This window comes from Pseudoalteromonas luteoviolacea NCIMB 1944, from assembly GCF_001625565.1.
Lineage (GTDB): Bacteria > Pseudomonadota > Gammaproteobacteria > Enterobacterales > Alteromonadaceae > Pseudoalteromonas > Pseudoalteromonas luteoviolacea_F.
In genome coordinates, this window is record NZ_AUXS01000025.1 from 46,070 (window position 1) to 66,381 (window position 20,312).

16 protein-coding genes are annotated in these 20,312 nt (G+C 41.7%); 13 read left to right on the forward strand and 3 right to left on the reverse strand.

Going from position 1 to position 20,312, the window contains the following annotated elements; genetic code table 11:
* Positions 1–570: 570 nt before the first annotated feature.
* Positions 571–1,497 carry a S41 family peptidase gene (locus N483_RS09300; RefSeq protein WP_023400005.1) on the forward strand — a complete coding sequence of 309 codons (927 nt, stop codon included), beginning with the start codon at positions 571–573 and terminating at the stop codon, positions 1,495–1,497.
* A 229-nt stretch (positions 1,498–1,726) separates the two neighbouring features.
* Here N483_RS09300 and N483_RS09305 read toward each other — a convergent pair whose 3' ends face one another.
* A complete protein-coding gene (locus tag N483_RS09305; protein WP_023400006.1) occupies positions 1,727–2,608 on the reverse strand; it encodes an alpha/beta hydrolase in 882 nt (293 codons plus the stop codon).
* 460 nt (positions 2,609–3,068) lie between these two features.
* On the opposite strand from N483_RS09305, the gene N483_RS09310 reads away from it, so the two are divergent.
* From N483_RS09310 to N483_RS09335, 7 genes are all read left to right on the forward strand, one after another.
* Positions 3,069–3,653 carry a hypothetical protein gene (locus tag N483_RS09310; protein WP_023400007.1) on the forward strand — a complete coding sequence of 195 codons (585 nt, stop codon included), beginning with the start codon at positions 3,069–3,071 and terminating at the stop codon, positions 3,651–3,653.
* Between the two features lie 225 nt (positions 3,654–3,878).
* Positions 3,879–4,622: a hypothetical protein gene (locus tag N483_RS09315; protein ID WP_023400008.1), complete on the forward strand. Its 744-nt coding sequence runs from the start codon at positions 3,879–3,881 to the stop codon at positions 4,620–4,622.
* 168 nt (positions 4,623–4,790) lie between these two features.
* Positions 4,791–5,174 (forward strand): GFA family protein, encoded by a 384-nt coding sequence (locus tag N483_RS09320; RefSeq protein ID WP_023400009.1) that lies wholly within the window; start codon positions 4,791–4,793, stop codon positions 5,172–5,174.
* 122 nt (positions 5,175–5,296) lie between these two features.
* Entirely contained in the window at positions 5,297–5,653 is a 357-nt protein-coding gene (locus tag N483_RS09325) for a VOC family protein (RefSeq protein ID WP_036976553.1), read from the forward strand.
* A gap of 94 nt (positions 5,654–5,747) precedes the next feature.
* Positions 5,748–5,915, forward strand: a complete 168-nt coding sequence (locus tag N483_RS26935; protein WP_023400011.1) for a DUF6435 family protein — start codon at positions 5,748–5,750, stop codon at positions 5,913–5,915.
* 363 nt (positions 5,916–6,278) lie between these two features.
* On the forward strand, positions 6,279–7,382 hold the full coding sequence (locus N483_RS09330) for a serine hydrolase domain-containing protein (protein WP_023400012.1): 1,104 nt from the start codon (positions 6,279–6,281) through the stop codon (positions 7,380–7,382).
* 319 nt (positions 7,383–7,701) lie between these two features.
* The gene (locus N483_RS09335) at positions 7,702–8,133 is read left to right on the forward strand and encodes a hypothetical protein (protein WP_023400013.1); all 432 of its coding nucleotides are present in this window, start codon (positions 7,702–7,704) and stop codon (positions 8,131–8,133) included.
* Positions 8,134–8,178: 45 nt separating this feature from the next.
* Here N483_RS09335 and N483_RS09340 read toward each other — a convergent pair whose 3' ends face one another.
* Both N483_RS09340 and N483_RS09345 read right to left on the reverse strand, forming a co-directional pair.
* Positions 8,179–9,006: a S1 RNA-binding domain-containing protein gene (locus N483_RS09340; RefSeq protein ID WP_023400014.1), complete on the reverse strand. Its 828-nt coding sequence runs from the start codon at positions 9,004–9,006 to the stop codon at positions 8,179–8,181.
* A 3-nt stretch (positions 9,007–9,009) separates the two neighbouring features.
* Entirely contained in the window at positions 9,010–10,338 is a 1,329-nt protein-coding gene (locus N483_RS09345; protein WP_023400015.1) for a DEAD/DEAH box helicase, read from the reverse strand.
* 265 nt (positions 10,339–10,603) lie between these two features.
* Here N483_RS09345 and N483_RS09350 point away from each other — a divergent pair, with 265 nt between their 5' ends.
* The 5 genes from N483_RS09350 (at position 10,604) to N483_RS09370 (ending at position 20,290) form a co-directional block, all read left to right on the forward strand.
* The gene (locus N483_RS09350; protein WP_023400016.1) at positions 10,604–11,590 is read left to right on the forward strand and encodes a rhodanese-related sulfurtransferase; all 987 of its coding nucleotides are present in this window, start codon (positions 10,604–10,606) and stop codon (positions 11,588–11,590) included.
* A gap of 248 nt (positions 11,591–11,838) precedes the next feature.
* The gene (locus N483_RS09355) at positions 11,839–12,945 is read left to right on the forward strand and encodes a sensor histidine kinase (RefSeq protein ID WP_023400017.1); all 1,107 of its coding nucleotides are present in this window, start codon (positions 11,839–11,841) and stop codon (positions 12,943–12,945) included.
* 14 nt (positions 12,946–12,959) lie between these two features.
* Complete coding sequence (locus tag N483_RS09360; protein ID WP_023400018.1) at positions 12,960–13,802, forward strand: LytR/AlgR family response regulator transcription factor; 843 nt, start codon at positions 12,960–12,962, stop codon at positions 13,800–13,802.
* 281 nt (positions 13,803–14,083) lie between these two features.
* Entirely contained in the window at positions 14,084–17,260 is a 3,177-nt protein-coding gene (locus tag N483_RS09365; RefSeq protein ID WP_023400019.1) for a glycoside hydrolase family 16 protein, read from the forward strand.
* Between the two features lie 60 nt (positions 17,261–17,320).
* Positions 17,321–20,290, forward strand: a complete 2,970-nt coding sequence (locus N483_RS09370) for a TonB-dependent receptor (RefSeq protein WP_023400020.1) — start codon at positions 17,321–17,323, stop codon at positions 20,288–20,290.
* The last annotated feature ends 22 nt before the right edge of the window (positions 20,291–20,312 follow it).

Below are 20,312 nucleotides of genomic sequence, written 5' to 3' on the forward strand. Positions count from 1 at the left end.
TTATATTGTTCTTTAATATCAATGGTTTATTATTATTAATTTAGTACTAAAACGACACTTAATTTGTAATAAACGTTTTTTAACTTACATCAATGAAAATAAATTGTATACAATATATTTAATATTTTGGTTTGTTTTTTAGTCATTATTTAGGTTTAGTGAGCTGTGAAATTATAAATAATGCAAAAAATACAAGAGGTTATATTGTCATCGTACTTGACGGTAAAAGTTATCTAAATCGTAACCTTTTTACCTGTCTTGAAAACAGGTAAAAAGGGCGACAATTGCTAATAAAGACAAGCTAAATACAAATTTCACTAAATTGAGCGCGCTCAATACCTGATGCGTTACAGGCTTTTTAGTCTGATTGATTGTCAATATTCCGGCAGGCAATGCTTAGCTTTGTTGGTGAAATTACGGATCTGGTCTTGAAATTACCCATATAGCAACAAGATATAAAGCAGCTATCTTTTAGCTTTTTCAGTGCCACCATATGTGTAGTTGTTTGGTCAAAGGCAATGACGCGAAGTTTTGCTATTGCAAATACACCGTAGATGAAGGAAAGAAACAATGAAATCACAGCACTTTATTTGGTTCATTTTTTACTTGATGATGTCGAGCAATTTGTCGGCAAGTCAGGCTCAGAATATGTCTGCAGAGCAAGTATCAACGGCAATAGCAAATATTTCTAATTCATTAATTGACGTTTACGTTGATCCCAATAAAGGGGCGCTTGCCGTAGATTCACTGAAAACAAAAATGAATAGGGGGCGTTTTCGCGGTGGGGCTGATTTTCATTGGTTTAAGAGTGAGGTTTACAACGCATTACGTATGGCAACAGGTGATAATAGCTTTGAGTTAATACACAATAATTTTGCTATTGAGCTTATCTCTGAGCGTTATGATGAAGCGACTGTTGAATCCCAAATATCTGGTGACGGCGTGGGTTACCTTGAACTTAAGGGGAGTTTTGCGTCTGGTGTTCATAGCGAGTTGATAGAAACCCATATTTCCGGCTTATCTAAGGCGAGAGCTTTGATAATTGATCTGCGCGCTGTAGATGAGGGGAGTATTGAATTGAGTCAGACACTGTTGGGGTATTTCATAGGTTTAGACCAAGCAATCGGATTGTTGCAAACAAACAAGGGGGTTGAATCAGTCTATGCTATTCAAACGCCAGAATTTGAACGTTTTGGCGACCATATACCTTTATATATACTGACGTCGTCATTTGTAAGCGGTCCGTGGGAATTATTTAGTTACGCATTGCAAGAATCGGAGCGCGCAGTGGTAATTGGTGAAGAAACCATGGGGCTTGCAAGCATTGAAACATTAGTCCAGATCAGTGAACACATTACCTTGTCATTAACCAGTGGTATGTTAATGGGTGTGAATGAGCGTATATCGTGGCACGAAGAGGGAGTTGTGCCCAATCACTTTTCAAGTAGCAAAAAAGCACTGGATGTCGCATTGAATTTAATTGGTGAAAGACAATAGCGCCAGTTTTATGGTGGTTGGTTTACCTCGATAGATTCAATGAAAGTGGGGCATTTATCCGAAAAGTTTTGGCAAATTGGTAAAGCTCTCAAGAGGCTTAACAGGATGCACACTTTAAGCCAGACACAAAGAGAAAACACAGAACCATAGAAGCCAAGTCGAAACTAGCTTAGCTTCTATGATAGGCGTCAATTTTATTGGCAATTAATTGAATGCCAGTGATTTGTCACTAATTACTTGTCTTAACTGACTTATCACAAGTCGTAGGGTAGCACTTAAAGGCCGCTCTAAGCCCTTTATAAAGCCCTTGGTGTAACACAGACATATGGGTTTCATCTTGGAAAACGTCATAAGTTCCAGTTGTCTTATTGGATGCATATAACAAATGCCCAGCTCTGGCAATGGCTTGAATATGCTCTAGATAGTCACCTGTATCATTCGCTGCATCTTTATCGTTGTGGGCGGCCGCAATATAAATATTAAATGCTTTGCTATTTAATAGCCCTAATGACTGCTCTAATTGATTTACTGTGCCAGCATTGTCCCACCACATAGACGGATCCAGTGCGATATATGATTTAAAGGTGTCTTGGATTTGTGGGTTAAGTACCGAAGTAATAGTGAATAAGCCGCCTAAAGAGTGGCCAGCAAGGACCCGAAAATCATTAGTACGGTAGTTTTGATCGATAAAAGAAACAACCTCTTGTTTAATAAAATCCTGAAAAATAGCACTTTTTCCAGCGGTTAAATCCGTGCTATGGCCGTCGTTTGGTACAGTGGGAGTTAAGTCTCGCGTTCTGTGTTCTGTTGTATCAATTGCCACCAAAATTGCTTGAGGAATATGGCCAACCATGTTCGCAAACCACATGCTTTCCGCGGTAATAAATTGATATACAACCCCATCAGTAATATATACGACGGGATAACGTTTTTGTGCATTTTCAGGGGCGTGATACCCCGTTGGCAGCGCTACCCAAACGTTTTTGCTCTCAGCCAGTATGTTGGGGCTGAATGTATGTGCTATTGGTTCGTGTTTATATGTGAATGGTTCATAGTTGGCGAATGCAGAAAAACAGAATATTGAAAGTAATATACCAATGAGTGCATGCATAAAATTATCCTTTAATTTAATTAACAAATTAGGTGGTATTACGTTTAACTCGTTCCTTTTTTATCACTCTTGAGCCATGATTTCTGTAAAGATGTGTCTAAATATTAAGACAATACACTCACAGAACTTAGGTTGGTTTAGTGATATGACGGAGTTTGAAAGCTGTACGCTTTGCTTGTGGCGCTAAAATTAATCCGACTGTTAAAGCAAGCGTTGAGTAGTTATTCTTGTTTCTGAAAAGGGGGTAGATGAGGGCGAACACTAAAAGTAGGAAAGTTTGGTGCGCACTAACTATTTTGCGTCAGTTTATCGCCCAGAAATGGTTTAACGATTGTTAGGTGGCACTTTATGTCAAGAAATTGATCTTTATGTTGGTTTTTTGTTTGTGTAATTAAATCTAAATATTAACCGCGTGCCTTATAGGGTTACAATCTGATTCAATCAATTAAGGGCGCTACCTATGAACTTAGTTAAACCTATGATATGCCTAATGGCTGCTGTCAGCCTGTCGTCGATGGTAGACTCCCAGTCTACTAAAAACCCGTCTAGCCTATATAATACTGCACAAAATCTAATACCTCATGGCGATTTTGAAACTGAAAATCGGTTTAAATTTCCGTCAAATAGTGAAGGGGTTGCCAACCTAAATGACCAGTCTGCTATCTCAGGGCGTCAAAGTGTGCAAGTAAACTTTACCAACTTCAGTGTATATAGCCCGTTTAATTACTCGTATAAATTTCCGGAAAATACACGACTGGAAAGTTTGAGTTTTAATGGACTTGTTCAAATGGTTTCTGGTTATGAAACGGAGTCACTTATTGCCGAGGCACATGTGACTTATCATAGTAATGGTCATTATCCGTTCACCCATGAACGCGTCGTTATTTCAGGCAATGACAATGATGTTTCTACTTTCAATGTATACGTACCACTTGATGAATCTCGAACAGTAAAACATGTAGATTTGAAGTTTTTATATGTTCAAAATCAGCAAGATTTAACCGTGTCACTCGATAACCTTGCACTTTATGTGGTGCCAGCATAGAAAGAAAATTTAATACCTCATGGTGACTTTGAAACTGAGAATAGGTTTAGATTTCCAAGGACGAGCGAAGGTACATCGCAAATAACAAGAGAAAACCCGATTGTAGGACAACAAAGCCTAGAAGTTAACTTTACCAACTTCAGTGTATATAGCCCGTTTTATTACAGCTATCAATTTGCCGAAAATACGCAGTTAGAAAGTCTGCAGTTTAATGGTTTATTAAAGATGATTGAAGGCTTCGAGACAGAGTCACTTATTGCCGAAGCTCATGTAACTTACCATCGAAATGGCCAATATCCGCTGACTCATCGTCGAGTGACGATTTCTGGAAATGGGGATGCTGTAAATCAGTTTACCGTCAAGGTGCCGCTCGATAAAAATAGAAAAATAAAGCATGTAGACTTAAAGTTTTTATACACACAGAATCAACAAGACCTAACGGTGTTACTTGATAATCTCGCACTTTATGTTGTGCCTAAAGAGCATAGCAACTTGATAGAGCACGGTAACTTTGAAAATGAAAACTTGTTTAGATTTCCTACCAACAGTAGTAGTACAGCATATCTAACGACGGATACGCCGATTAGCGGTGAGCAAAGTGCTTTGATTAACTTTACGGATTTTGATGTTTACAGCCCTTTTAATCATGCTTATCAATTTGCAGAAAATACTTATCTAAATAGCTTACGCTTTAACGGTAAACTTCAAATGATTACTGGGTATGACACCGAGTCAGTGATTGCAGAAGCGCATGTAACATACCATGAAAGCGAGCAATATCCATTTGCGCACGAGCGTGTGACATTGAGCAATGTAGGCAATTCAGTAACGTCATTTGAAGTAGACTTACCATTGGATAGCAGCAGAGCAATAAAGCATGTAGATCTTAAGTTTTTGCATTTTAAAAACCAAAGCAATCTATCTATTCTATTAGACGACCTCGTATTAACGGTTGATTCTGCGAACTAACATTCTTCGATATTTATTAGAGCAAGTATAAAGTGTGCTTGCTCTTCACAGAGCTTATTTCCACCTTCGAAAAAACTTGTTATTTTACTTAACCAATTGAAACTATGATACTTGTGTGATTTTATATGAGCTCAAAAGTATAAATTAAAAAGCACAAGGAATAGTTATATGGCAAAAGAGTTTAAAGGAGGGTGCTTGTGTGGTCACATCCGATTTACGGCGGCAGGAAAGCCTCTCAACCCGCATACGTGCTCATGTACCATGTGTCAGCGTCACAGTGGTTCTCTTAGTCAGGTGTGGGTCGAATTTGACAGCCAACACGTCACCTGGGATGGACCGGGAGGAGAGCCAAAGTTATGGCGCTCTTCAGAGTATTCTTCACGCAGCTTCTGCAATGAATGCGGTAGTACGTTGGGGGCCATTGACGATGAGCCAATCGTTGCGTTGGTGCTTGGTACTTTTGACGCGCCAAATCGAAAAGAGCTTAGACCAAGTTCCCACTCCTATGTTTCTAAAAAGCCTAAATGGTGGAAAGTGCAGATTGACCACTAACTTAAGAAAATGGAAGAGATAGTTGGGTTTGCACATCACAGGGTATCGTTGATAGCATACTTAAAATACCCAAAATATAAGGGTGGATAACAATGAATAATAAACCTAGAAAGGGGGGGGTTATGAACCAACATGAAAAACTCAATTATGTTGAATTTGCTGCGAAGGACTTGCAATCGACAAAGCTATTTTTCAGCCAGGTATTTGGCTGGGAATTTGTCGATTATGGGCCTGAATATACGGCTTTTTCAAATCAAGGTTTGGATGGCGGTTTTTATCAAGCTGATATGTCATGCCAAGTGAGCAATGGTGGGGCTCTCCTAGTATTCTATAGCAAAGATATTCAAAACACGCTTAGCAAGGTCACCGAAAATGGGGGAGAAATTGTGCTTCCCATCTTTGAGTTTCCAGGCGGGTGCCGTTTCCATTTCACCGAACCAAGTGGCAATGAATTTGCTGTCTGGTCAGAAACCGCATAATCGCGAAAACGCTCGTAAATTTTTTAAAATAGGGTTGATCTAAAATATCACACAGCTCGTTTACTGTTTAAAATGCTTGAATAAAGGTGAACGTATGTTTGGAATTTTTAAGGCCAACCCAGTCAAAAAGCTCAGAAAAGCACATGATGCAAAACTCGAGCAAGCTATGTATGCCCAAAGAAATGGAGATATCAGAGGATACGCTATGTTGACTGCCGAAGCTGAGTCTATTTGGAAGGAAATAGAAGGTTTAGAAAAGTAACAGTGGCTTTGCTTAGGTCACTTTTAAGACAGGTTCATGTTGACAGTGTTTGTGCTCGCTTATGAACACAGCAGAAGCTATATAGCGTGCACAAAGCACTCTGTTGATATTGAAAAAGACACCAATTAGGTGCGGTTATGTTAATGGCAGTGGGTAACCTCTGTCCAATGGTTTAATAGCTAATCTCACACGACTAATGTCACACCAGTGCTCTCCTCTTTCTTGTGTATTGTTCTAAATCTTACAATTTAATATTATCGCTCGTTTTTCTTTTGCTTTAATATATAGGTGTTTAACTGATTAAGGGTATGCCTTTTAAATCAGTAAATAGCATTAATAACAACAAACTATAAAAAGAAAATTATGAATACAAGTTTAGGACAACGGCGGTATATCGCATGCTCTTTGGCTGCGGCAATGTGTATGTTTACTTCATTTCTTTCGATTGCAGACGAAGTGGACAAACTTATAACAACCACTATGCAAAAGCGCTTTATTCCTGGTTTGCAATTGGCAGTCGTTAAGGATAAAAAAATAGTTAAAGCCAAAGGTTATGGTATAGCGAACCAGCAAGATGACATTGCAGTAAAAAATCATACTGTTTTTTCAATCAACTCTATGACGAAAGCGTTTACTGGCGTAGCTTTAATGCAGTTGGTAGAAAAGGGCGTACTAACGCTTGATGATGGGATAGGCAAACACCTGCCTGAGCTTCCAAAAGCTTGGCATAACATAAAAATCAAACACCTTATGGCGCATACTTCAGGGCTGCCAAAAATTTTAAGTGGTTACTATATTGATTTGATTGTAAGAGGAAACCCCAAAGCAGCTTGGGAAAAGGTTCAAACGCTTCCTATGGTATCGAAAACAAATACCCGCTTTGATTACAACCAGACTGGTTATGTTATTGTGGGTAAAATTATCGATAAATACGTAGATGGTAATTTCATTAAATTTATAACCGATAATCAATTAAAACCGGTTGGCATGCAGCTTACAGCCAGTGCAGGTTTTGAATACATGACATCCGTTATAAAAAATCAAGCCAGACAGTATTTGTATGACAAAGAAGAAAAGCGTTTTATCAATATTTACGGTAGGTTTTCATATATGTTGAGAACATCTGCAGGGATGAATTCAACAGCGACCGAGCTAGCCCAGTACATGATAGCTTTACAATCAAAAACGCTGATAAATGACTTGGATGCATTGTGGTCTCCAGTTACGCTCAACAATGGTAAAACACAAGGCTTTAGCAACTTGGAAAATGGCTATGCAATTGGTTGGCAGGTAATAGACAGAGAAAGCCATCCAGCGGTGAGTGCAAGCGGTGGTAATGCCGTCACCATGATCCACTACCCAAATGATGGCGTTTCAATCGTTGTACTTACCAACCTAGTCGGTGCGTTGCCAATTCAATTTGTTGATGAAATAGCAGCACATTATATCGAAGATTTTGCTCTGTAGTTAAAGCATCAGAACTCGAAACTTATCTAGCATAGTAAAGGCCGTTTAAGCGAATTAGCTTAAACGGCCTTTGTTAGGTACAGTTTGTTCATTTCTTATTAAATGTTGTTCAAAACTTTCACTTTATTTTTTGTCTCTGACTAGATATTAATCGACGATTCTTCCTCAGTATTTATTCGCTTTATTGCTCTGATTATTATCGACTTGCCTCTTCAGTACTGAGAAATAGAACTGTTACAAAAAGCAAATAATTACTCCATTCAAGGCAGTTAATATATTTTGTATCTACAAGGAGAGTGCGGAACAAAAGGAGTTGAAAGTGAAAGTACCCATAATATTACTAGTTGTTTTTTTGGATTCTTGTACCTCGCCAAGTGTATATGACTTGAACGAGACAATGGACTTGATCGCAGATACAGAAGCCAGTGCACCCAATTCAGTACGTGGCGTTTTTCAATTTGAAATCAAGGCAGGCGCAAAAAGAGGCGATGTCGTGTATTTAAATACCCAACCGGATTATCGAGACAGGCGTAATGTGACGCTTGTGCTTAGCTGGTATGCCGTTGCCAAAATGACTAAAAAATATGGTCAAAGACCAGAAGTGTTTTTTATCAACAAAAAAGTTGAAGTGGTGGGAGAGGCCAGCAGAAAGAAAATACCGCTTTATCGTCAAGATGGGACTGCATCTGAAGCATATTATTACCAAACACATATAAACGTGTACAGTGACGTACTTGTGACACTTCTTTAATTGAAAAGGTGATTTGGTCACGTAGGCCAAATCACCTAACAGGATTTATTTTCGAAGTGAAATAGAATTCGCTTCGATATCTATTTTGCCTTGCTTGAACAAGCCACCGATGGCTTTTTTAAAGTTGGCTTTGCTGGTTGAGAAAGCTTGTTTGATAAGTTGAGGGTCTGACTTATCACCTAGCGGTAGAAAACCGTTATTTTCTTCGAGTTTGGCAAGAATTTGTTCACCAAGACCTGAGATTTTCTCAATCCCCGGTTTTTCTAGTAAAACATCAATTTTGTCGCCCTCACGTACTTGCTTGATAAAGCCCTTCATACGTTGGCCGATATACATGCGCTTAAATACAGTATCAAAAAACACCATGCCAAAGTGGGTTTCGTTTATTACTACTTTGTAGCCCAGATCTGTTTTAGCAGCGACGATTAAGTCAACTTCCTGAAACTTATCGTACTGAGCAGGTGTTTTGTTGACGAACTTATTTAGGTTACTAGAAGCACATAAACGTTTGCTCGCATTGTCTAGGTACAACTTTACGAGATAGCTGTAGCCTTCGCGCATTTTAGGCTTTTGCTCGTTATATGGTGCAAGCACATCTTTGGCGATACCCAAGTCCATAAATGCACCCACTTTATTGATTTGCTTCACGCGAAGTAGCGCAAATTCACCAACCTGTGCAATAGGGTCTTTGGTTGTAGCACACGCGTGCCCTTGGTTATCTGAATAGATAAAAACTTCTACGTTGTCGCCTTCTTCTAGGTATTCTGGCTTTTCATCCAGTGGTAAAAATACATCGCCAAGTTCTTTACCGTCGAGGTATGCGCCTTCTGCACAGATCTCTTCAATCATTAAAAATTGTTTAGTACCAAGCATGGCTTATTCCTCGGTTGGCTTTGGTTTTCTGCGAAGTGGTGCGTGACCATCCACATCAATTGGTGCTGCAATTGGCTTTTTCGGCGCTTTAGGCTTTTTCGTAAACTTGCGCTTTTGTTCTGCTTTTGCAGTTTTTTGTGGTTTTTTACCTTTATAAGTAGGCTTCTTAGGCTTTTCTTTAAAGCCCTTAAACTTACCTTCTAAGCCCTCAATTGTGTGGAAGGTGAGCTTTTCTTTCAGGTATTGTGCAATTGCCTGATAGCTCTTCCAATCTTTTGGACCAACTAGAGATGCCGCTGTGCCTTTGAAGCCCGCTCGGCCTGTACGCCCGATGCGGTGAACATATTCTTCAGCTTGCTTAGGTAGGTCAAAGTTGATCACGTGAGTGACGTTTAACAAGTCAAGACCACGTGACGCGACATCTGTAGTGACCAGCACTTTATAAATACCGCGGCTAAAGGCATCCATGATATCTAAACGTTTGTTTTGTGCTAAATCACCTGCAAGACCAATGGCCTTGATCCCCATTTCGTTTAACAATTCACTTAAACGCGTTGTATCTTGGCGGGTAGCTGTGAAGATAATACATTGACCCACTTCGTCTTGTTGAACAAAGTGTTTTAGCAGCGCTTCTTTGTGATCTAGGTGATCAGCAAAGTACAATGCTTGTTGAATATCGCCGTGCTTTTCGTTACTGCCGCTTAGTAAAATCTTTTTCGGTGATTTTAAAAGGGCTTTGGCTGTTATTTCTACTTGAGCGTGCTCTAAAGTAGCAGAGAATAGCATGGTTTGACGAAGACGGTGGTCAGCTTGGCTATTGATAGCATTAAGCTGCTTATCAAAGCCCAAATCAAGCATACGGTCGGCTTCATCAAAAATTAATAGTTCAAGGCCTGCTAAGTGCAGTGATTGCTGTTCCAAGTGATCAGTAATACGACCTGGTGTGCCAATCACAAAGTGCGGGTTTTTTCGCAGCGCTTTTACTTGGTCGTTAAAGTTCTCACCACCTAATACCTTTGTTGCAGTCATCGCAGTACCTGCGATTAACAAACGGCACTGTGAAAATACTTGGTTAGCAAGCTCTCGGGTAGGGGCAACAATGAGTACGCGAGGGTCGCGTTTACTCAGCGCTTTTTGTTTCATTACGCGCTGAACAGCAGGTAATAAAAACGCCAAGGTTTTTCCTGAACCGGTTTTTGACTGGGCAAAAACATCGTGGCCTGCAAGTGCGGTAGGGATAGCATGCGCTTGGATCTCTGTTGGCTCATTAATTCCTTGATGTTGTAATTGCTTCTCAAAGCGTAGGTCAAGGCCGAGTTCGGAAAATCTCAAAGTTACTTTCTCCAATCATTATTCTAAAAAACGCGCCATTATAGCAAAGTGCCAGACAAAGGCACTACATAAATATAGGGTTAAAAATGTTTTTGCTTTCGTTTTAGTCACTTGGAACAAAAACTCAGCACTTGATTGTGTGTGTTTTGCATTTGTTTCATAAATCCGTAAAATACACGCCTCAGCGCCGGATTTACGATTCGGTTTGTGCCTACGCGTCGTGTTTAAGTGTAGGTTGTTTTAAAGCTTATAAAAGAGAATTATTATGACTAAACCTTATGTTGTTTGTGCAATGTATAAGTTCGTTTCATTGCCTAATTTTGAGCAGATCCGTCAACCTTTATTGCAAGTAATGGAAGAAAATGAAGTGCGTGGTACGCTTCTTCTTGCAGAAGAAGGCATCAACGGTACCGTTGCTGCACAGCGTGAAGGCATCGATGCATTACTAGCATGGCTAGACAAACAACCGGGTTTAGACAACATTGTTTACAAAGAATCTTTCGACGAAACATGTCCATTCTACCGCACTAAAGTTAAGTTGAAAAAAGAGATCGTGACCATGGGTGTACAAGGTATCGACCCGAAAAAAGTGGTCGGCACATATGTTAAGCCTGAAGATTGGAATGCATTGATCTCTGATCCAGAAGTCGTTCTGGTTGATACACGTAACGATTACGAAATTGAAATCGGTACGTTTAAAAACGCGGTAGACCCAAAGACAAAAACTTTCCGCGAGTTCCCTGAATGGGCTGAAAAAAACCTAGATCCAGCAAAGAATAAAAAAGTAGCGATGTTCTGTACAGGTGGTATCCGCTGCGAAAAATCAACTGCTTACATGAAAGAGCAGGGTTTTGAAGAGGTTTATCACTTAGAAGGCGGTATTCTTAAGTATTTGGAAGACGTACCAAAAGAAGAAACCATGTGGGAAGGTGAGTGTTTTGTATTTGATAACCGTGTAGCGGTTGATCACGACCTAAACAAAGGTTCATACGAACAGTGCCACGCGTGTCGCATGCCTATTACTGAAGAAGAAATGCAATTAGAGCAGTATATGGAAGGTGTTTCTTGCCATCACTGCTATGACAACGTAACTGAAGAGCAAAAAGCACGATTTGCAGAGCGTCAAAAGCAAATGGAACTAGCGAAAGAGCGCGGTGAAGGCCATATCGGTCACGAAGCGCAAGAAGCACTTCGTCAGCGCAAAGAGCAAAAGCAAGCGCAAAAAGAAGCGCAGCGTAAGCAATCTGCTTAATTTTAAAAAAATACTAGCTGCTTTTAACGCCCTCGGTCAATTTGGCCGAGGGCGTTTTTGTTTGTTCTATTCAGTAAATATACTTTTCAATTATTTTTTTAAACAATAATAAATTCAGTGACCTATAAGTAAGTATCCATATTAAAGGAATAAATGTGAGCGCGCTCAATAATAATTGTTGCTGATTTGGGTTCCTCCGTAATGTGCGCTTATACTGAATTAGGATAAGTTTATACCGTACAACAATAATGAATGCGCCAACCCAGTCAGAACTGACAATTTCTCTACAAGCTTTTTCAAAACAAAGTCACCAGTTTTGGTCGTTACAGATCCTTGGTTGGCTTGGTTATACCGTGGTTGTTTTTATCTCGATTATTCATCCTCAATTTGATGACAACGACTTTAATTTAAAAGGACAAATGCTGAATTTGGCTGTTGAGGTGGGTTTTGGTTTTACTCTGTCATTTGTACAGTGGTCAATCATTAGGCGTATTGTGCACTGGCCGCTCAAGCGCACTTTAATAATGAGCTTTGTCAGCGCAGCGGTTTTAGGTTTAGTTTTTAATATCATTAAGTTGGCTTCATACAAAACCATTGTGTATAACCAAGTATGGTATCAAGAGCTTAATATGCTTGAGTTTGGCGGCTGGTTCTTATTTTCGGTTTCGACCATGTTTGTGTGGACAGCGATATTCTTTATTATGCTGTATAACGCGCGTTTGCAAAAAGAACATGAAATGTTGCTTAGAGCTCAAACAGCGGCCAAAGACGCACAGCTACAAATGCTGAGGTATCAGTTAAATCCCCACTTTATGTTTAATACCATGAATGCCATTTCCACTTTGATCATGAAAAAAGAGAATGATATGGCGCAAGAGATGTTAGACAAACTCTGCGATTTCTTCCGTGCTTCGCTCCAGCACGACACATCTGATGCCAGTCACATCGGCAAAGAGATTGAGCTGCTTGATTTGTATTTGAGTATTGAGAAAGTAAGGTTTGGCGAACGCCTCAAGGTAAATTTTGACATAAACGACAAGGCAAGGCAGGCCAAAATCCCTCCTTTAGTTTTGCAGCCCATAGTAGAGAATGCGATTAAATACGGTGTTGAAGCGAGAAAACAACGAAACGTAATCGATATTCGGGTTACCAAGCAAGATAAACAGTTAATGATCTTGGTTGAAAACGAAGGGGGGGGATCAGACAAACCCAATGAAAAAGGGTTTGGGATCGGCTTAAGTAACACCAAAGAGCGCCTAGAAACCTTTTTTAGCACGCCATGTGAACTCAATGTTGAGAGTGGCAATACAAAAACACGCGTCACATTGGTTATTCCCTTTGTGATAACAAAATAAGACTTGGAAATAATATGATTACAGCTGTACTGGTTGATGATGAACCCTTGGCAATAGAGGGGTTAAGGCTGCGACTTGAAAACATATCTGATATTCAGATTGTGGGAGAAGGGTTTGACGGCGATGATGCAATTCGGCTGTGTTATGAGCATCAGCCAGATGTATTGTTTATCGACTTAAGGCTGCCGGGTCTAAGCGGCCTTGAAGTTGTTCAAGGGTTGCAATCAGATACTATGCCACTGGTTGTGTTTGTCAGTGCGTATAGCGACTATGCGATTGAAGCGTTTGAACTCAATGCGTTGGATTACCTCATGAAGCCTGTGAATCTTGGCAGGCTTAAAAAAACAGTAGACAGAATTCGTGACTCACTTAATGAATCTACACGTACGCAAAAGAGTGAAGAAAAAGCCAAGCTTTTAAAAGCACTAGGTGAGTCGTCGGGTTTGAGTATCTCACAGCTGCAAGACTGGCTCGATAAAGAAAGTGCGCCTTTTCCGACAAAACCAAGACATGAATTACTGATTAAGAATCATGACAACGAGCAAGTGTTTTTGTGCGTAGACGATATTATGTGGGTTGATGCTGCGGGAGATTACATGTGCATTCACACAGGAAAGGAAAATTATGTTGTGAGGATCACACTCAAGCGACTCAGTGAAGAGCTAGATAGTGGCACGTTTGCACGTATCCATAAATCTACCTTAGTAAATGTGAATTTTGTTAAAAGTTTTACCACACTAAAGAACAATGAATCGATGTTGGATTTAGGGGGAGATATCCGACTCAAAGTGAGTCGAAATTATAGTGATACATTGAAGTTATTGTTGAAATCTCGTGTGGGAGATGCATTTTTATAGCCCTCATACCTCACATTTCATCGTGTAATTGTTTCGTCTTGTCGTGCTAGGTGCAGCTGCACCAGCATTGACGCAAAATTGCACCGCGATAGCGCATTTCGATTGTCACAATATTATCTTTCTATCAATATTTTAACTGCCAAATTTACATATTTAATTTGCATTTAAAATAAATGCATTTGGCCAAATGACAACGATAAATGTGCCAAGGTTCACAGTGTGATGTTTTCAATATCAGAAAATATCACATATGCACTGTGAGCAAATGTGGAAGTGATGAAATGAAACCAACAGTAAACCAAGTGTTTGGCGTTTGCCTGCTGAGTGCGACACTGCAAGGGTGTGGCGGGGGCGCTGAAACGAACACTGATACCAGCCAAATATCACCAGAAGTTCCCGTATCTGATTGGCAACTCGTATGGAGTGATGAGTTCGATGCAGACACCATTGATGCCAACAAATGGCTGCATGAAGTCAATTGTGATGGTGGCGGTAATAATGAGCAACAGTGCTACACAGCCAGCAGTGAGAATTCTTATATTGAAGATGGCGTTTTGCATATTGTTGCTTTACCGGCGGCAGATGGGGAGCCAAAACCCTACACATCAGCGAGATTAAGTTCTAAAAACAAAGCAGATTTCAAGTATGGACGTTTTGAAGTTCGGGCAAAATTACCATCTGGCCAGGGAAGTTGGCCAGCATTTTGGCTGCTACCAACCGATGAAACATACGGCGGATGGCCAAAATCTGGTGAAATTGATGTGGTTGAGTCGGTCAACCTAAAAGCAAAAAGAGAAGATGGCACACTAGAGCGTCATGTTTATGGTACTTTGCATTATGGTAAAGACTGGCCTGATAATGAATCGAGCGGTAAAGAATATTTATTGCCAAATGACATGAACCCAGCAGATGATTTTCATACCTATGCGATAGAATGGCAAGAAGGTGAGATCCGCTGGTATGTAGATGGTTACCTCTACCAAACACAAAGGCGCTCTCAGGCACTTTACGACAGCAGTGGCAATGCCCTCGGGTTAATTTACCGAGGTTGGTTCACAGAGTATTTTGGACAGGACTCTGGTGAATTAGAAACACACTGGGATAACGCGCCTTATGACCAACAATTCCATATGTTGCTTAATTTTGCGGTCGGCGGAAACTGGCCTGAAAGTGTCAATGAACTGGGGGTTGATGCGTCTGCTTTTGCCAGTGGGCAGCATTTTGAAATCGATTATGTACGCGTGTATCAATGCCAAATTAATCAAGAAACAGGTAAAGGCTGCGATACGGTTCGAGGTGGATTCGATAGCTTAGATGACGCATTAGTTGAAGGTAAAGCGCCCACGCCCATTCCTCCTTCTTCCGGCATAGCCCAGAATCTAGATATCTTTACTGGTACGCCAAATCCGAATTGGCCAGCTTGGGATTGCTGTGGCGGCTCGACACCTGCTTTAGTCGATGACGCTGAAAAAGGTGCAGCTTATGAGTTTATGGTTGGCGATAGCCCAACCGTGAATGGGTTTATTTCTCGTGAAGAGTTTATTACCGACGAAGCGGGCGCAGCCACGCCTTTTGATGCGAGCCCGCTTCTAAATAGTGGCACGCTGAGCTTTGAGATGAAGGTGGTGAGCTTGCCAAATGCCGCCGATACCTCTTGGCTTTTAAAAGTTGAAAGCGTCGATGCATCATCGGCTGTAGAAGTGGCGTTGACCACCAGCATTGAAGGTCAAGCCCCAGCGCTTGGACAGTGGCAAACTTATACATTTCCTTTGCAAGCGTTGGTAAATGGCGGTCTTAGTCTCAATGCTATCGATGCTGTGATGATATTCCCAACTTGGGGCAGCGGTGAGGGCGCAGTATATCAAATTACCAATATGCGCATTGCTGGTGACAGCGTTTCCGCACCACAATCATTTGTTGTATTCGAAGACACAGTTAACCCTGCTTGGCCGTTATGGGATTGCTGCGGAGGTACAACACCAGAAATCGTTGAAGACGATGCCCAGCATGGTAATGTTGCTGAATTCTCTGTGGGCAGTGAACCAACGGTGTTGGGCTTTATATCACGTGCTGACAATATCGTTGAAGAAGGTGTTTCACCAGCGCCATATGACGCATCGTCTATGTTTGCCGATGGCATGCTGCAATTTGAAATGAAAGTGGTCAATGCGCCAGCGAATGCTGAATCTGTTTGGAAGTTAAAAATAGAAAGTAATAATGCCGCAACGGCAGCAGAGCTTGATCTTACCAGTAGTATCGAGGGGTTAGCGCCTGTTACAGGTCAGTGGCAAACCTATACATTTAAGCTCTCTGATTTAGCCAGTGCAGGGCTGGATGTGAGTGCCATTGACGTTGTGATGATTTTCCCTGCCTGGGGTACGGGTGAGGGCGCACTTTATCGCGTCGATAATTTGAAATTCTATCAACCAATGGATGCGCCAACATTCGAAGGACATGTGCTGTTTCAAGATGATGTGTTATCACAGTGGTCACTATGGGACTGTTGTGGTGGTACGACACCCACACTTGTCAATGACGATGCACAACATGGTATGACTGCTGAATATACAATTGGTGCCGAGCCCACTGTTGTTGGTCTATTTGCGGATGATGGTGTGTATCTCGACAGTAGCGCATTTTTACAATCGGGTGTCATTCAATTCGAGATGAAAGTGGTGAGTGCTCCAACAAATGCTGAGTCTGTATGGAAATTCAAGATTGAATCTATGGATACGACCACGGCGGTAGAGCTGGACTTGACGGCTAGCCAAGAAGGCAAAGCCCCTGTAGTCGGTCAATGGCAAACCTATACATACTCTTTACAAAGCCTAGTTTCTGCGGGGTTAGATGTGACGGCGATTGATGTCGTGATGGTTTTTCCTGCTTGGGGCACCGGCGAAGGCGCAGTATTTAGGTTGGATAATGTGCTCATCTACAATCAAAGTTCAGTACCTCAGCCACAGTCTCTAACGCTTTTTAAAGATGGACAAAACAGCAGTTGGCCAGTCTGGGATTGTTGTGGAGGGTCTACGCCGACAGAGCAACAAGATGATGCAGAGCATGGTGTGACTGCTGAGTTTTCAATCGGTGCTGAGCCAACAGTGATGGGGTTTTTGGCAAATGAAGGCGCACATTTTGATGCCAGTTCCTTACTTTCACAAGGGGTTGTTCGCTTTGATATGAAAGTGCTCAATGCCCCCAATGATGCCAGTAGTACTTGGAAGTTCAAGATTGAGTCACTCGATGCTCAAACCGCGGTAGAACTCGACTTGAGTGCGAGCCTCGAAGCGCAAGCTCCAGTTACTGGGCAGTGGCAAACCTATACCTACTCTTTACAGTCATTGGCTGACGCAGGCTTAGATTTATCAAACATCAATGTTGTGATGGTGTTTCCTGCTTGGGGCACAGGCGAAGGTGCGGTTTATAGAGTTGATAACGCAGCAATCACAGTGCCGTAACGCGGCAAATGCAAGGGGGAATAATCTTCCCCCAGAACATAGAATTTATGTAGGTTAGTTATGAAACAAGTTCAATTTGTATCTTCGCGCGTGGCTTTGTGTGTCGCTTTAGCTCTATCAGGAAAAGTGTATGCCAACGAGCAACCAGCAACCAATTTAACAGCAGAAGAACAAAATTCAGAAATAGAAGTGATCGAAATCCGTGGGATCAAAGGGAGTTTGACCCGTGCTATGAATCTCAAAAGAAACGCATCAGGGGTCGTTGATGCGATTTCAGCTGAGGAAATGGGGAAATTCCCAGATACCAACTTAGCTGAGTCTTTACAGCGCATCACCGGTGTTGCGGTGAGCAGGAGTAATGGCGAAGGCTCTCAAATTACGGTTAGGGGGTTTGGCCCCGATTTTAACTTAATTACGTTAAATGGCCGGCAAATGCCTGGCACAGGTAATTCAAGATCTTATAACCTAGAGAATTTGTCTGCTGATGGTGTGATGGCCTTGGAGGTATTTAAAACTGCACGTGCTGAAAATCCAAGCGGCGGCTTAGGGGCAACCGTTAACATCGTGACAAGAAAGCCACTGGCAAGCCCCGGGGAGCGTTATACCTTTTCAGCTAAGGCTATGCATGATTCGTCAAACGTCGAAAATGATGATATCACCCCAGAGCTGTCAGCACTTTATTCAAACACTTTTATTGACGATGCATTTGGGGTGTCATTCTCGCTTACGCACCATGAAAGAGATTTTCAAAAGCAACAGGCGCATATTCAGGGGTGGCAGGCCAATGTTGATTTACCCAGCAATATTGATGACAGTAATGTGATCGATCCTAGACCGCTGGACAGTGAAGGAAACAGAGTAGGAGATTACTTTTTTCCTCGTGACATGAACTATGGCATTGAAGATTTAGAACGGGACAGAACCAATGGTCACATTGTGTTTCAATATGCGCCGTCTGATGACTTAGTATTCTCTGTCGACTACACCCATACCAAAGCCGTAACAGGTAAAAATGGTATAGGTTGGGGCATGTGGAATGAATATGGTGGCAATATCAATGCGTATGAGCTAGATGAAAATGGAACTGCTGTTTTTGCCGATATTAGTGGTAATGATGGCTCTTTCACTGCATCGCGTTCAACAACAGAAGTCATTGAAAAATCAGCAGGTATTAATATCGATTGGCATATCAATGACGTGTGGCACGTTTCTTTAGACTATCACGATTCTTCGAGTGAAACTGACAATGGTATCGATAAGGGCATTGGCAGTGAAGGATCTTTGGTGTTGGGATCAGACCAACTAAGAACCAAAACTTATGACTACCGCACAGGTGATATCCCACATGCGCAAATACATTGGCTAAATGGGTCTACAACATTGCTTGAAAGTGAAATTGACTCACACTTTAGCCAGTTTGTTCACTCCCCTGGTAAGGCTGAAGTTCAGCAGCTGCAAATAGACGCGACATGGGAGAATGATCGTTTTGATATTCCATTGAACGATGTCAAGTTTGGTGTTGCTATGACGGACCAAACCATGGGCGGATCAAATGCATGGAGTGGTTTAATTGGCGGGTTTTTATTTAATCCGGCTTGGCCACAAATGTTTCCAGATAGCATGTTTGTCAGAAACAATACCAATGGGTTTTTGGATGCATTTGCAAGTGGCGGCGCAAATCTGAACCCGAATTACTACTACACCTTTGACTTTGACGAAGTGGTAGCGCGCTCCGAAGCATTCCTGACAAATGAAGTACTCGGTGGTGACGACTACTTTGCCACAACTGCGTATCACGATTTAGGCACCTTTTCTCAAAGCTCTGTTCAAGAAGAGACAGTGAGCTTTTATGTTCAGAGCGCTTGGGAATTTGAGGTCGCGTCATTGCCAGTTTATTTGAATCTGGGCATTCGATACGAAGAAACAGACGTCACCAGTGTTGATGCACAACCACTTCCAGTATCAGTTTGGTGGTTAGGCGGCAGTGAATGGCATACACAATACCTCCCTGAGGACAATAGCCAATACACTTCTGAAGGGCAACACGATGTGCTACTGCCCATGATTGACGTCAAAGTAGATTTCACCGATGAGCTAGTTGGCCGCGTATCTTGGGGCAAAACAATCACGCGTGCGCCGCTTGGTGATTTATCTGGTGGTAGAGTGCTTTCTGGCAGCCCAAAAATTGGATCTCGTAACGGTAGTGAAGGCAATACAAATTTAGAGCCATTTGAGTCTACAAATTTAGATTTAAGCTTCGAGTACTATTACGATGAAAGTAGCTATGCAGCGATTGGGTACTTCAAAAAATCGGTAAAGAACTTCATCGGAAGTCAGGTTAGCGAAACGACCATTGAAGGATTTAATGATATTTATCAAGGCCCGAGGTGGGTTCAGGCGGTAGCTGATATTGAAGCGCGTGGTGAGCAAGCAACAAGTGACGCCATTTTTCTGCAAATGCAAGCAAATGGCGCGACACTTAATTCGCAAGGATACATAGAGCCCGTTGATGGCGATCCGCTATTACTTTGGAAAATAACTAGGCCATTTAATGCGACAGACACTAAAAAGGTAGATGGCTTTGAAGTGGCATTTCAGCATGTGCTTGGCGAGAGCGGTTTTGGCATCGGAATAAACGCAACGTTTGTCGATGGCGACGTAGAATTTGACGTAAACAGCCTAGATCAACAAACACCGCTAACGGGATTAAGTGACTCGGCAAACGCGCAAGTCTTTTATGAAAAAGACGGGCTGTCTATCAAAGTGACATACGCTTGGCGTGATGAGTACTTGATTGGGGTTGGTCAAGATCAAGGCTCTGCTGACAATCCACCACAGTTTGCGAAGGCGTACGCGCAGTTAGATGCCAGTGTAAACTATGACATTGACGAGCGCTGGACGGTCTTTTTTGAGGGCATAAACCTCAATGACGAAACTGAGCAAGGTTTTGGGCGATTCGAACGACAGTTCTTATTTGCTAGGCAATATGGCCCAAGGTATACCCTAGGTGTGAGATATAGCTTTCAGTAAATCTAATCACTCTCTTATTTCT